The organism is Arthrobacter sp. UC242_113, from assembly GCF_044054585.1.
GTDB lineage: Bacteria > Actinomycetota > Actinomycetes > Actinomycetales > Micrococcaceae > Arthrobacter.
In genome coordinates, this window is the sequence record NZ_CP171968.1 from 407,280 (window position 1) to 420,751 (window position 13,472).

11 protein-coding genes and 1 pseudogene are annotated in these 13,472 nt (G+C 68.4%); 6 read left to right on the plus strand and 6 right to left on the minus strand.

Going from position 1 to position 13,472, the window contains the following annotated elements; all coding sequences use genetic code 11:
• Nucleotides 1-85: 85 nt before the first annotated feature.
• On the plus strand, nucleotides 86-910 hold the full coding sequence (locus ACHMXB_RS01870; protein WP_395402299.1) for a nitrilase-related carbon-nitrogen hydrolase: 825 nt from the start codon (nucleotides 86-88) through the stop codon (nucleotides 908-910).
• Here ACHMXB_RS01870 and ACHMXB_RS01875 read toward each other — a convergent pair.
• Nucleotides 897-2,687 (minus strand): helix-turn-helix domain-containing protein, encoded by a 1,791-nt coding sequence (locus ACHMXB_RS01875; protein WP_395402301.1) that lies wholly within the window; start codon nucleotides 2,685-2,687, stop codon nucleotides 897-899. The two genes, ACHMXB_RS01870 and ACHMXB_RS01875, sit on opposite strands and share 14 nt — an antisense overlap.
• A gap of 102 nt (nucleotides 2,688-2,789) precedes the next feature.
• Between ACHMXB_RS01875 and ACHMXB_RS01880 the strand changes: the two genes are divergently transcribed.
• Both ACHMXB_RS01880 and ACHMXB_RS01885 read left to right on the plus strand, forming a co-directional pair.
• Nucleotides 2,790-4,328 carry an amino acid permease gene (locus ACHMXB_RS01880; protein WP_395405061.1) on the plus strand — a complete coding sequence of 513 codons (1,539 nt, stop codon included), beginning with the start codon at nucleotides 2,790-2,792 and terminating at the stop codon, nucleotides 4,326-4,328.
• A 38-nt stretch (nucleotides 4,329-4,366) separates the two neighbouring features.
• Complete coding sequence (locus ACHMXB_RS01885; RefSeq protein ID WP_395402303.1) at nucleotides 4,367-6,100, plus strand: FAD-dependent oxidoreductase; 1,734 nt, start codon at nucleotides 4,367-4,369, stop codon at nucleotides 6,098-6,100.
• 66 nt (nucleotides 6,101-6,166) lie between these two features.
• Here ACHMXB_RS01885 and ACHMXB_RS01890 read toward each other — a convergent pair whose 3' ends face one another.
• The 3 genes from ACHMXB_RS01890 to ACHMXB_RS01900 all read right to left on the minus strand — a co-directional run bounded on the left by ACHMXB_RS01890 (nucleotide 6,167) and on the right by ACHMXB_RS01900 (nucleotide 8,649).
• On the minus strand, nucleotides 6,167-6,691 hold the full coding sequence (locus tag ACHMXB_RS01890; RefSeq protein WP_395402305.1) for a gamma carbonic anhydrase family protein: 525 nt from the start codon (nucleotides 6,689-6,691) through the stop codon (nucleotides 6,167-6,169).
• Nucleotides 6,692-6,819: 128 nt separating this feature from the next.
• A complete protein-coding gene (locus ACHMXB_RS01895; RefSeq protein ID WP_395402307.1) occupies nucleotides 6,820-7,140 on the minus strand; it encodes a DMT family transporter in 321 nt (106 codons plus the stop codon).
• A gap of 96 nt (nucleotides 7,141-7,236) precedes the next feature.
• Nucleotides 7,237-8,649 carry a PLP-dependent aminotransferase family protein gene (locus tag ACHMXB_RS01900; protein WP_395402309.1) on the minus strand — a complete coding sequence of 471 codons (1,413 nt, stop codon included), beginning with the start codon at nucleotides 8,647-8,649 and terminating at the stop codon, nucleotides 7,237-7,239.
• On the opposite strand from ACHMXB_RS01900, the pseudogene ACHMXB_RS01905 reads away from it, so the two are divergent.
• Nucleotides 8,648-9,615 (plus strand): annotated as a pseudogene (locus tag ACHMXB_RS01905) (DMT family transporter). The gene ACHMXB_RS01900 and the pseudogene ACHMXB_RS01905 overlap by 2 nt on opposite strands.
• Here ACHMXB_RS01905 and ACHMXB_RS01910 read toward each other — a convergent pair.
• Together ACHMXB_RS01910 and purU are read right to left on the minus strand one after the other, a co-directional pair.
• Complete coding sequence (locus tag ACHMXB_RS01910) at nucleotides 9,612-9,971, minus strand: class I SAM-dependent methyltransferase (protein ID WP_395402311.1); 360 nt, start codon at nucleotides 9,969-9,971, stop codon at nucleotides 9,612-9,614. The pseudogene ACHMXB_RS01905 and the gene ACHMXB_RS01910 sit on opposite strands and share 4 nt — an antisense overlap.
• A gap of 81 nt (nucleotides 9,972-10,052) precedes the next feature.
• Nucleotides 10,053-10,913: a formyltetrahydrofolate deformylase gene (gene purU, locus ACHMXB_RS01915; RefSeq protein ID WP_395402313.1), complete on the minus strand. Its 861-nt coding sequence runs from the start codon at nucleotides 10,911-10,913 to the stop codon at nucleotides 10,053-10,055.
• A 304-nt stretch (nucleotides 10,914-11,217) separates the two neighbouring features.
• On the opposite strand from purU, the gene glyA reads away from it, so the two are divergent.
• Both glyA and ACHMXB_RS01925 read left to right on the plus strand, forming a co-directional pair.
• Nucleotides 11,218-12,522: a serine hydroxymethyltransferase gene (glyA, locus tag ACHMXB_RS01920; RefSeq protein WP_395402315.1), complete on the plus strand. Its 1,305-nt coding sequence runs from the start codon at nucleotides 11,218-11,220 to the stop codon at nucleotides 12,520-12,522.
• A gap of 3 nt (nucleotides 12,523-12,525) precedes the next feature.
• On the plus strand, nucleotides 12,526-13,425 hold the full coding sequence (locus ACHMXB_RS01925) for a bifunctional methylenetetrahydrofolate dehydrogenase/methenyltetrahydrofolate cyclohydrolase (RefSeq protein ID WP_395402317.1): 900 nt from the start codon (nucleotides 12,526-12,528) through the stop codon (nucleotides 13,423-13,425).
• The last annotated feature ends 47 nt before the right edge of the window (nucleotides 13,426-13,472 follow it).

A 13,472-nucleotide genomic window follows, 5' to 3' on the forward strand; every position in this document is an offset into this window, starting at 1 on the left:
AATGGACCGGATCGGCAGCCCCCGCCCGCGGATACGCTGAAGGAAACGGCGTCCGGTGTTGGCCGGGCGTCCACAAAGACTTGAGGTGATCACGGTGAAGCTGGCGCTGATGCAGGCGAACTCCAGTGTTATGGACATTGAACGGAACTGCGAAGCTATTGACCATGCGGCACAGACGGCCGCGGAAGCGGGTGCCGAGGTACTGCTGACTCCCGAGCTTTTCCCGGTGGGCTACGCTCCGCTGCGCGTCAGGGCGGAGCTGGATCCCGAGACCTTGCCCGGCATCGGGCGTACTCTTGCCGGCATCGCCGCAGGGCACGGGATCGCTTTGGTCTACAGCCTGCCCGCGGTCACGGCCGACGGGCAGTGGCAGATCACCGCGACGGTCCTGGACAACCGCGGAAATGAACTGCTCAGCTACGCCAAGGTCCACCTTTTTGGTCCGGAGGAGCGCGAGGCGTTCAGCCCCGCGGAAGCAGCCCCCGCCGTCGTCGATCTGGGCGGCATGAAGGCCTCGCTGGCCATCTGCTACGACGTGGAGTTCCCTGAAACCGTGCGCGCGGCCGCCGCGGCCGGCGCCCACCTGCTTCTGGTACCCACAGCGCTGGCCCACGGCTTCGAGTCGGTGCCGCAGGTGCTGCTGCGGGCCCGTGCGCTGGAGAGCCAGCTGACCGTGGCCTATGCCAACCACTCCGGGGAGGAGAACGGTTGCACCTTCCTGGGCGGAAGCGTCATTGCCGGCCCCGACGGTGAACTGCTGGCCGCAGCCGGCGCCGGTCCGGAACTGCTGTACGCCGAAGTCAGCGCCGAAGCGGCCCGCCAGGCCCGGGACGCCGTGCCTTATCTGCGGGAACGGCGGCCTGATGTCTACCGCGCCTGGGACGGGAACGGCGGCGTTAATCAGCGCTAGGTGGCAGCCCGTCCACGTACTGCATCGCAATCCAGAGTTCGGCCCGCACCTGCGCTTGATTAAGGTCAGTGTCCAACAGCTCGGCCACCGCGTTGATCTGCCGCCGGACGCTGTTGCGGTGCAGACCCAGCGCCTTGGCGGTGGCATCCCAGTTCCCGTTCTCGCCGAGCCATGCCCTCAGTACGGACAGGTGCGCGGTCCGGCGCTCGCTGTCCTGGCTGAGCACGGGCTCCAGCAGCCGCCTGGCCAGCATGGTCCCGGCTTCCTGCCCCAGCAGTCCGGCGACCGTCCACGTCACCTCACCTACCCTGGCGCTCTTGCCAGTGGTCTGGACGCGCTGCCGCAGCGCCGTCACCCGCTGGTAGGCGCTGCCCAGATCGGTGAGCTCGCTGGCGTCCCCGATAACCAGCCGCCACCCGAGCTTCTCCACTTCCCCCAGCAGGGCATCATCCACCCGGAGCCGGGTGATGGCGGCGAAGCCGTAGTCCGTGAGCTCCACAAGCTTGGTGTCGAAGAGGCGGCGCCACTGCAGCAGTTCGCGGACCGGGCTGTCAGCGGCGCGCCCGGCAGCCTGCCCCGCGGCCTGACCTGCCCGAATGCCTTTCTCAGCCCGGGTGCGCTGCTCAGCCCCGCTGCCCTGCTCATCCCCGCTGCCCCGTGCAGCGCTGACTCCCTGCGCCGCGCTGACTCCCTGCACGATGCGCAAGGGACCCGAACGCGTGGAGGATGTGCTCTGGGCCAGCAGGTCCCGTAGCCCGTTGAGCTGCCGGGCCCCGCCGGCGGACAGGCTGTCCGGGTGCAGCAGCAGCGACGTCGCCAGCTGGCTCGGTGCCAGTGAGCCGCTGGTCCGTTGCCGGACGAGGAGCTCCAGGAGCCCGACGGCGGAGGAGACCACGCTGTTCTGCGCTGGGGTCAGGGGCGTGTCGCTGCCCAGCACCAGCGCCCCGAGATTGGCGTCTCGTGTGCTGCGCAGCGGATGCCCAAACACGAGCCGGGACCCGGGGCGGTCCAGGGAATCCATCTCCACGCGGGGACCGCTTCCGCCCAGGAGCCGGCCGAGCAGCGGCTGCAGGGCGGCAATCTCGACGCCGGAACCCGCCCGGGCGCGCACGCGCCCGTCGGCACCGATCAGCATGGCCCACACGGGAACCCGCTGGGCGAGGGCGGCGAGCAGTTCGTGTTCCGGCCGGGCGGACAGGACGGCCCGCATCAGCTGCCTGTTGGTGTCGGCGAGGTGCCTGAACAGTTTCGCGTTGTCCGATTCGAGGAGCCGGGAGAACTCGAGGCCGATGGCGGCGAACGGGACCGTGCTCGGCACCTGCACGAGCGTCAGGTTGTGCCGGACGCAGGCGGCCACCACCGGCTCGGGGACAGCAGTGAAGTAGGGCTCCAGGCCGAAGCCGAGTGCCACCACCCCGGCCTTCACGAGGCGCCGGACGTAGGCGTCGACCCCGGATGCACCTCTTGCGGCGTCGCCTGCGTCGCTGCCGGCGTCGCCCGCGCCGCCCCCTGCGCCGCCCACGAAAGGCAAGCCCGCCGTCAGGAGGAATTCGCCGTCGAGCAGATACGGGGTAGGGTCCTCCAGCTCACTCGGTTCAACCCAGCGCAGCAGGCCGGAACCGTTGCCGCCGTCGTGGACCACCACCACCCCGTCAGGCAGCTTCGCCAGGAGCTGGTCAAGGGTGACCCCGCTCCGATGTTCTCCTGCGGAACCGGCCGCCGGAGGGGTGCCGCCGGCCGCCTCGGGCGGGCCCATCTGTTGTGCATTACGTCCCATGTCAGAACACTCTAGGTCATTTTGCACAGCAGTGAGAGGTGACTCACACGCCTAGGCTTGAGCGACGGAAAGCCCCCAACTACTTACGAACGGACGTCAATGATGACTGTGCCCACCCAAGCAGGACAGCGGCCTCCGGTGCAGGCCGGCCGCCCAGGACTTGCAGCCCAGCTGCTGCGTCGCAAGCCGATCGGGCAGATGGTCCAGGAGGCCGAGACGGGCCACGGCGGAACCCGCCTGGTGCGCAGCTTCGGGGTCATGCAGCTGACGATGATCAGCGTGGGCGCCACGCTCGGCACCGGCATCCTGGTGATCCTGGGCGAGTCCGTGCCGCTGGCCGGACCGGCCATCTGGATTTCGTTCGCCATCGCCGGCCTGGCCGCGCTGCTGTCCGCCGTGTCCTACGCCGAAATGGCCGGCCTGGTGCCGGCCGCGGGCTCCAGCTACTCCTACACGTACGCCACCATGGGCGAGGGCATGGCCTGGATCTGCGGCTGGTGCCTCGTGCTCGAATATGCCGTTTCCGTCGCTGCCGTGGCAGTGGGTGCCGGCCAGTACGTCAACGAGACGCTGGCAGTCTTCGGACAGGTCCTGCCCGATGCTGTCTCGCAGCCGCCGGGCGACGGCGGTCTGGTCAACATCCCGGCGATGGTGATTGTGGTGCTGGCCATGGTCCTGCTGGTGCGAGGCGCCAAGGAAAGCGCATGGATCAACACCGCGATCGTGCTGGTCAAGGTAGGCATCCTGGTCTTCTTCTGCGCCGTGGCCTTTACCGCGTTCAACGGCGGCCACTTCGAACCGCTCCTGCCGATGGGGGCAGCCGGCGTCTCCGCCGCCGCCTCCCGGGTGTTCTTCTCCTACATCGGCTTCGACGCCGCCTCCACCGCGGGGGAGGAAGCCCGCAACCCCAAGCGCGACCTGCCCCGGGCCATCATGCTGTCCATGCTGATTGTCACCACCATCTACGTGCTGGTTGCGGTGGCAGCCATCGGCGCCCGGCCGTGGGGGTGGTTCGACGGCACTGAAGCTGCGCTGGTGAAGATCCTGGAGGAAACCACCGGCCAGCCGTGGATCGCGCTGGTGTTCGCCGTCGGCGCTGTGCTCGCCATTGCCAGCATCGTGCTGACGGTCCTCTACGGACAGACCCGCATCCTTCTTTCCATGTCCCGCGACGGACTGGTTCCCCGCGTCTTTGGCCGCGTCTCCCACCGCACCGGCACACCCGTTGCCGGAACGCTGATCGTGGGAACCGCCGTCGCACTCACCGCCGGGCTGGTCCCGCTCGGGGCGCTCGCAGACGCCACGAGCATCGGCACCCTGTTCGCCTTCGCCCTGGTGAACGTGGCCGTTATTTACCTCCGCCGCACCCGGCCGGAGCTCACGCGGACTTTCCGGGTTCCACTGTTCCCGCTGACACCGATCCTGGGCGCGCTGATGTGCGTCTACCTAATGGCCAACCTGGGCGCCGAAACGTGGGTGACCTTCGGGATCTGGATGCTGGTGGGACTCGCCGCCTACTTCGGCTACGGCAGGCGGCACTCGCGGGTGGCCGCGCTGGCGCTGGAGGAATACCGTGAACTATCCGGCCGAGACTTTTCCCCAGCTTCCGCATCCGCTGAACAGACAACTTCCCACCAGTAAGACAAGACAACACACGAGACCACGGAGACAGACCTTCCATGACAACCGCTACCGAACTGCCGGCATCCGACCCGTCCAGTGCCACCACCACTGTTTCCGGCCTGCCGGAGGCCGGCGCGCCGGGCCAGGCCCCGGTGACCATGCTGAACCCGGATTTCCCGTTCAGCTACGACCACTACCTGTCCCACCCGGACGGACTGGGTTCGGTACCGCCGGAGCTGCACGGCACCGAAGTCGCTGTGGTGGGTGCCGGGCTGTCCGGGCTGGTGACCGCATACGAGCTGATGAAGCTTGGGCTGCGTCCGGTGCTCTACGAAGCGGACCAACTCGGCGGACGCCTGCGCACCGCCAGCTTCCCGTCGGCCCCGGATGTGGTGGCAGACCTGGGCGGCATGCGGTTCCCGGTGTCCGGCAAGGCCTTCTACCACTACGTGGACCTGCTGGGACTGGAGACCCAGGACTTCCCCAACCCGCTGGCACCGGCCACCTCCAGCACCGTGATTGAGCTGGCGGGGCAGAAACATTATGCCGCCACCTCGGCAGACCTGCCGCCGTTCTTCCGCGAAGTGGCCGACGCCTGGAAGGCCGCCGTGAACGACGGCGCGCAGTTCACCCAGATGCAGGAAGCCATCCGGGCGCGGGACACCGCCAGGATCAAGGAACTGTGGAACGAGCTTCTTCCGGAGCTCGACGAGGAGACCTTCTACGGCTTCATCGCCGGCAGCCAGGCGTTCCGGAAGGCGGGCTTCGCACACCGCGAGGCGTTCGGCCAGGTCGGCTTCGGCACCGGCGGCTGGGACACCGACTTCCCCAACTCCATCCTTGAGATCCTCCGCGTCGTCTACACCGACGCCGATGACCAGCACCGTCTCATCGCCGGGGGAGCGCAAAGGCTCCCCGAGGCACTCTGGCGCCACGCGCCGTCGGGCATGGTGCACTGGCCGGAAGGAACGTCCCTGGCGTCCCTGCACTCCGGCTCCCCGCGCGGAGCAGTGGAGCGGATCAGCCGTGGCGCTGACGGCGACCTCCGCATCCGGGAGCGCTGGGGGAGGGAAGCCTCCTACCCGGCGGTGGTCACCACCTGTCAGTCGTGGCTGCTGTCCACCCGGATCCACACCGAGGAGACGCTGTTCCCGGCTGAGCTGTGGACGGCTATCGAGCGCTCGCACTACATGCAGTCGTCCAAGACGTTCGTGATGGTGGACCGGCCGTTCTGGAAGGACATCGACCCGGAAACCGGCAGGGACGTGCTGTCAATGACGCTGACGGACCGGCTCAACCGCGCCACGTACCTGCTGGACAACGGCCCGGACCAGCCCGCCGTGATCCTGCTGTCCTACACGTGGAACGACGACGCGCTGAAGTGGCTGGCGCTCGACGCCGACGAACGCGTGGAGCTGATGCTGCACTCGCTCGAGCAGATCTACCCCGGCGTGGACATCGCCAGCCACATCGTGGGCCAGCCGATCACCGTGTCCTGGGAGGCCGACCCCAACTTCATGGGCGCCTTCAAGGCCAACCTGCCCGGCCACTACCGCTACCAGCAGCGGCTCTTCACGCACTTCAGGCAGGACCAGCTGCCGGAAAGCCAGCGCGGCATCTTCCTCGCCGGGGACGACGTTTCCTTCACCGCCGGCTGGGCCGAGGGCGCCGTGACCACCGGCCTGAACGCGGTGTGGGGCGTGGTGAACCACCTCGGCGGCTCATCTGCACCCGGCAACCCCGGCCCTGGCGACCTGCTGGACGAGCTGGGCCCGATCAGCCTGGACTGAGCGCCGGTTCCCAACTATGTAGCACCTCAGGGCGTTCCCAGCGCTGGGAACGCCCTGTGCTGCGACCTACATGGGTGCGTGCAGTTCGCGGTGCGCCTGGGCGAGCTCGCGGTAGTGCGCCGCGTTGCGCTTCACGCCGTCGAACTCCTCATCCGTAAGTTCGCGGCGCACCTTGGCCGGGACGCCGGCCACCAGCGAGCGGGGCGGGACTACCGTCCCTTCCAGCACGACGGCGCCGGCCGCCACGAGCGAGCCGGCGCCGATCACCGCGCCGTTGAGGATGGTGGCGCTCATGCCGATGAGGCAGTCGTCTTCCACGGTGCAGCCATGGACGACGGCGCTGTGCCCGACGCTGACCCGCGCCCCCACGCTGCAGGGGAAGCCGGGGTCAGCATGCAGCACCACGTTGTCCTGCAGGTTGCTGCCCGTGCCCACGGTGATGGCGGCGGTGTCCGCGCGCACCGAAACGCCGTAGAATGCGCTGGCGTCCTCGGCGAGCGTGGCGCGGCCGATGACTGACGCAGTCGGCGCAACGAAAACGGAGGGGTGGATGTCCGGCGTGTCACCGGCGAAGGGGTAAATGGGAGCCATGCCCCCAGCCTAGGACAAAGCGACCTGATGCCCCCTCCATTGGAGCTTTGTCCCGTTGTCGCGGGTTAGAGGGCGTTTAAGTCGGACATCTGGACAAAAACTCATGCGTGGGGGCGAGCTAGGGACCGTCAGTGGGCTCCGCCGACGTTCAGGACCACGACGCCGGCGACCACCAGCGCAATGCCGAGGACCTTCATCAGGTTCAGTTCCTCGCCGAGGAAGACGGCACCGATCGCCACGATGGCAACCGTTCCGAGGCCCGACCACAGGGCATAGGCCACCCCGACCGGCACACTCTTGACCACTTGGGACAGCAGGGCGAAGGCAATCCCGTAGGCCCCCAGGCACCAGACGCTGGGCCAGAGGCGGCTAAATCCTTCTGTCGACTTCAGGAGGCTGGTGCCCAGGACCTCCGCGGCGATCGCCAGTGCCAGATACACGTAGCCCAAGAAGCGTTGTCCTCTCTCAATGCTGGGGCCTGACCGGGCGTGCTGCCGGCGCTGCGCACCCAGGGTCCCATCCTAGGTGCGCGCAGGGCAGCGGACTCACCTGAGAGTCCGAGAGAGCTCCTGGCCGAGAATCCGGGTGCCTTCGGGGAAGGCGCCCGGGTTGGGGCCCGCGTAGTTGAGCCGGATGAAAGGCCCGGCCGCTTCGGCCGGGAACCACTCCGTTCCGGCCGCAATGATGACGCCGGCGCCTTCGCAGTTGCGGGCGAGGTGTTCGACGTCGGTCCCGTCGGGAAGCCTTGCCCAAAGGTTCAGCCCACCTTTGGGGACGTTCTCGACGTGCGCCTGCGGTGCGTGCTGAAGCAGGCTCGTGAGCAGAAGATCGCGGCGGGACTGGAGCTGGTGCCGGAGGCTTTTCAGGTGGGTCTGCCAGCCCGGCTGCGTGACGACGTCGAGCGCCGCCGCCTGGAGTAGCCCGCTGACATACATGGACTCGGCTGCCCGGTCGGCAAGGATGCGTTCGCGCGCGGGGCCGCGGGCGATGACCGCCGCCACGCGGACGGCAGGGGAGACACTCTTGGTCAGCGACCGGAGATACACCACGTGGCCGGAGTCGTCGCGGGCCGCCACAGGCTGGGCTGTGGTGGTGATGCCGAAATCGTGCGCCCAGTCGTCCTCGAGGAGGAAGGCGCCGTTCTTGCGCACGACGTCCAGCACCTGTTCGCAGCGCCGGCCGTCCCACTGCGCGCCGGTGGGATTCGCAAAGTTCGGCTGGGCATAGAACATCCGAGCCCCCGTCTCCTCGAAGGCGCGGGCCAGTTCCGCCGGCTCCGGTCCGCCGGCGCCGCTGGGCACAGGGATGACCCGGACGCCGGCCTGCGCCGCGGCCAGGATGGCCCCCCAGTAGGTCGGGGACTCGACGAGGAGCGGCTGCCCGTAGCCCACCAGCGCCCTGAAGATGGAGCTGAGGCCGCTTTGGCTGCCCGGAAGCACGACGACGTCGCTCGGGGTCGGCGGGGAGATGCCGGCCGGGGTGGAGCTTCCGAGCTCGTGGGCAAACCAGGATTGCAGCTCGGGCAGCCCTGCCGCCGGGGGACGCGACAACGCTGCCTCTCCGCGGGCCGCCCGTGTAAGCGCGGCGCGCACCAGCCGCTCGGGCAGGAGTTCGCGGTCCGGATAACCGGAATGGAACGCAATGACGTCGTTCGGTGCGGTGCGCATTGCCGCGGAGGCCGGCCGAAGCTGCGCCTTCGGTGACCGCAGGGCGGCCGTCTGCCAGCCGTAATCGGACGGCCGCGCTGTCCGGACGGCCCGCACGAATGTCCCCACGCCCGGGCGGCTCTCGATGGCCCCCTCCCTCGTGAGGGCCTGCAGTGCCTTCTGGACGGTCACAGGGCTGGCCTGGTACTCGGCGACGAGCGACCGGGTGGACGGCAGCCGCGACCCCGGTGCCGCGCCGGCAATCCATTCCCGCAATCGCACCGCGATCCGCGAACTGCTATCGTTGTTCATGAGACACAACAGTAGCGCTACTGTTCCAGTTCGCCCAGTGATATCGCCGCAGGCCGGATCGCCGCCCACCCGATCGTCACCCAAATCGTCACGCGCCGGAATCTGGTGGGGCCTGCTGGGTGTAGTGGCTTTTTCGTTCACCGTCCCCTTCACCCGCCTCGCAGTCGAGGGGCTGTCGCCGTTGTTCATTGGCTCGGCCCGGGCAGTGGTGGCGGCCGTCCTGGCCGCCGCGGCGCTGCTGCTCGCGCGCCAGCGCCTGCCCCGCGGCGTGCAGTGGCTTCGCCTGGCGGTGGTCGCCGGAGGGGTTGTGGTCGGCTTCCCCATGCTCACGTCCTTCGCACTCACCGCCGCTCCGGCCAGCCATGGGTCCGTGGTGATCGCCCTGCTTCCTGCGGCAACGGCGACGATGGCGGTGCTCCGTGCCCGTGAGCGTCCCGGGCAGGTTTTTGGGTCGCGACAGGAGCGGGGGCGATTGCCGCTGTCGGCTTCGCCGTCGCGCAGCCCGGTGGTTTTGGCCAGCTGCATTGGACGGACCTGCTGTTCTTGGGCGCCGTGCTGGCCGCTGCCGTGGGGTACGCCGAGGGAGGGCTGCTGGCGCGCGAACTGGGCGCGTGGCAGACCATCTCCTGGGCCCTCGTCCTGGCCTCGCCCCTGATGGTGGGCCTTGTGGCTTTCTCCGTGTCCCAGCAGCCGCCCTCCGGCACCCCGGTGCAGTGGGCCGCGTTTGCCTACCTCGGCGTCGTCAGCATGTTCCTGGGCTTCTTTGCCTGGTACCAAGGCCTCGCCATTGGACCGATGGCACAGGTGAGCCAGGTCCAGCTCGCCCAGCCGGTGATGAGCATCTGCTGGGCTGCGCTTCTGCTCGGCGAGCAGCTGTCGTGGGCGACCAACGTCGGCGGAGCCGCTGTCGTACTCTGCGCCGGCGCCGCGGTCCGCGTGCGGCTCAACCGGCCGCCAGCGCCCTAAGGAAGGACGACGGCGATCGGCGCACCCGGTTCTGCCACCCGCTCAAGCTCCCGCACGACGTCGTCCGCCTGGTCCGCCGTAAGCCCTTCCAGTGACTGGACAGCCCAGACCGCCGGGAACGTATTCGCGGCGAAGGGCAGGCGCGCGGGCTCCGCCACGGAGACGCTCAGCCTGCGCGCCATGGCGTACCGGACGTTGCCGTCGAAGGGGTCAACGCCCGTGTAGTGGATGCCGGCCTGGACGAACCGGAGGCCGTCGTCGCCTGGGCCGCAGCACACATCCAGCACGGAGTGCCTGCCCTGTGCTTTGAGCAGGGCTATGAAGGGTTCCAGCGAAGTTTCTGTCAGCAGAGTCATCGTGTTAACCAGTCTTGGTTAAACCCGCCTAGTGTGAACCGCGGTGCGAACCGCTCGCCGGCCCGTCATAAAGGCGGAGCGTCAGTTAAAGACGACCGTCCGGTTACCGTCCAGGAGCACGCGGTGTTCGGCGTGCCACTGCACGGCTTGGGCGAGGGTGCGGCCTTCCACGTCCCGGCCCATCTGCACGAACTGCTCCGGCGTGCGCGCATGGTCCACCCGGATGACTTCCTGCTCGATGATGGGGCCCTCGTCCAGTGCGGCGGTGACGTAGTGCGCGGTGGCGCCGATCAGCTTCACGCCGCGGGCATGGGCCTGGTGGTAGGGCTTGGCGCCCTTGAAGGACGGCAGGAACGAGTGATGGATGTTGATGGCCTTGCCGGTCAGTTCGGTGCACAGGTCGTCGGAGATGATCTGCATGTAACGGGCCAGGACGGTCAGTTCGACGCCCTCTTCGGCGATGATCTTCCGCAGCTGGTCCTCGGCCTGATCTTTCGTGTCGGCCGTCACCGGGATGTAGTGGAACGGAATGCCGTAGAACTCGGCCAGCCCGGCCAGGTCGCGGTGGTTGGAGACAATCGCCGGGATCTCGATGGGCAGGGTGCCGGAGCGCTGCAGGAACAGAAGGTCGTTCAGGCAGTGGGCGGACTTGCTGGCCATCAGCAGGGTGCGGACCTTCCGGCCTACGGGGTTCAGGTTCCACTGCATGCCGAAGGCTTCCGCCACCGGCTCCAGGGCAGCCACAACCTCGTTTTGGGGTGCGGTGGTGGTGGCCTCCACGCGCATGAAGAAGGTGCCGGTGGCCTCGCTGCCGTACTGCTGGGAGTCCGTAATACTGCAGCCCGCCACGAGCAGGGCGCCGGCGACGGCGTGGACGATTCCGGGGCGGTCCGGGCAGGACAGGGTTACGACGTACGATTTGGCGAGCTGGTCTTCATTCACGAAGAACAGCCTACCCGCGCGTCGGTCCCGCTTTTGATAGTGTGGTGGCGTCGCAACTGGCGTTTGGGTGGCTAACCACCAGGGAGCGGCGTTCACGAAGACCACGGATCGTACGCCTGGGCCGAGGGTCATGTTTTGCCGGTAGCGCCGCGCTTCTCGAAGAGCGGCCACCCGATCGCGCTGCGGCGCCCTGAATAGATCTGCGCCCGGAAGGCTTTCCGGATGATGGTCACCGACGGGCGGAGCAACGTCCCAGCCGGTAGCCTGACCTTTAGCAGTGCCCATCCCTAGCCAGGAGTTCTTCGTGACCACTTCACCGACTTCCGTTAGCACCTCCGCCGTGAGCAACCAGCCGCTGGCTGAGCTCGATCCCGAGATCGCCGCAGTACTGGACCAGGAACTCGGCCGCCAGCGCGGCACCCTGGAAATGATCGCCTCCGAAAACTTCGCCCCCCGCGCGGTCATGGAAGCCCAGGGCTCCGTTCTGACCAACAAGTACGCCGAGGGCTACCCGGGCCGCCGCTATTACGGCGGCTGCGAGTACGTCGACGTCGCCGAGCAGCTGGCGATCGACCGGGTCAAGGCCCTGTTCGGCGCCGAATACGCCAACGTCCAGCCGCACTCCGGTGCGCAGGCAAACGCCGCCGCGCTCTCCGCCATGATCACCCCCGGTGACAAGATCCTGGGCCTGTCCCTGGCCCACGGCGGACACCTCACGCACGGCATGAAGCTGAACTTCTCCGGCAAGCTCTACAACGTGGCCGCCTACCAAGTGGAGCAGGACAACTTCCGCGTCGACATGGACAAGCTGCGCGAGCAGGCCATCGCCGAGAAGCCGCAGGTGATCATCGCCGGCTGGTCCGCCTACCCGCGCCACCTTGACTTCGCCGCGTTCCGCTCCATCGCCGATGAAGTGGGCGCCCTGCTCTGGACGGACATGGCACACTTCGCCGGCCTCGTGGCAGCAGGCCTGCACCCGAGCCCGGTGCCGCACTCCGACGTCGTCACCTCCACCGTGCACAAGACCCTCGCCGGCCCCCGTTCGGGTGTGATCCTGGCCAAGCAGGAGTGGGCCAAGAAGCTCAACTCCAACGTCTTCCCGGGCCAGCAGGGCGGACCGCTCATGCACGTCATCGCCGCCAAGGCCGTGGCCTTCAAGATCGCCGGCACCGCAGAGTTCAAGGAGCGCCAGGAGCGCGTCCTGGAAGGCGCCAAGATCATCGCCGACCGCCTCAACCAGTCCGATGTTGCCGAGGCCGGCGTGTCCGTCCTCACCGGCGGCACCGACGTCCACCTGGTACTGGTTGACCTGCGTAACTCGCAGCTGGACGGCCAGCAGGCCGAGGACCTCCTGCACTCCGTGGGCATCACCGTCAACCGCAACGCCGTACCGTTCGACCCGCGCCCGCCGATGGTCACGTCCGGCCTGCGCATCGGCACCCCGGCCCTGGCCACCCGCGGCTTCGGCGCCACCGAATTCACCGAGGTTGCCGAGATCATCGCCACCGCCCTGAAGGCCGGCTCCGCCACGGACGTCGAGGCCCTGCAGGCCCGCGTGGACAAGCTCGCCGCCGACTTCCCGCTGTACCCGCAGCACGAGCAGTGGTAATCCATGACTGAAACCGCAAAAACCGCGCAGATCCTCGACGGCAAGGCTACCGCCGCTGCCATCAAGGCCGAGCTGACCGAACGCGTGGCCGCACTCAAGGCCAAGGGCGTCACTCCGGGACTGGGCACCATCCTGGTGGGGTCTGACCCCGGCAGCACCTGGTACGTGGGGGGCAAGCACAAGGACTGCGCCGAGGTGGGCATCAACTCCATCCGCCGCGACCTGCCCGAGGAAACCACCCAGGACGAGCTCCTGGCCGTGGTCCGCGAGCTGAACGACAACCCGGAGTGCACCGGCTACATCGTCCAGCTGCCGCTGCCCAAGCACATCGACCAGGACGTCATCCTGGAGGCCATGGATCCGGACAAGGACGCCGACGGCCTGCACCCGATGAACCTGGGCCGCCTCGTGGCCAACATCAGCGGCCCCATGAAGTCCCCGCTGCCCTGCACCCCCAAGGGCTGCGTGGAACTTCTCACTCGGCACGGCATTGACCTGAAGGGCAAGCGCGTTCTCGTGGTGGGCCGCGGCGTGACCATCGGCCGCCCGGTGGGCCTGCTGCTGACCCGCAAGGACGTCAACGCCACGGTGGTGCTGGCACACACCGGCACCGCCGACCTGCCCGCCGAACTCCGGCAGGCCGACGTCGTGATCGCCGCGGCCGGCGTGCCGCACCTGGTCAAGGCGGAGGACCTGAAGCCGGGCGCGATCGTGCTCGACGTCGGCGTGAGCCGTGTGGACGACGGCACCGGCAAGGCGGTGGTGACCGGAGACGTGCACCCCGACGCTGCCGACGTCGCCGCGTGGCTGTCCCCGAACCCGGGCGGCGTGGGTCCGATGACCCGCGCCATGCTCCTGGCCAACGTAGTGGAAACCGCCGAACGCCAGGCGGGTATTAGCTGAACCAGCGGCGTCGGTGCGACTGACTGGGCCCACGCCCGCAGGGTTCC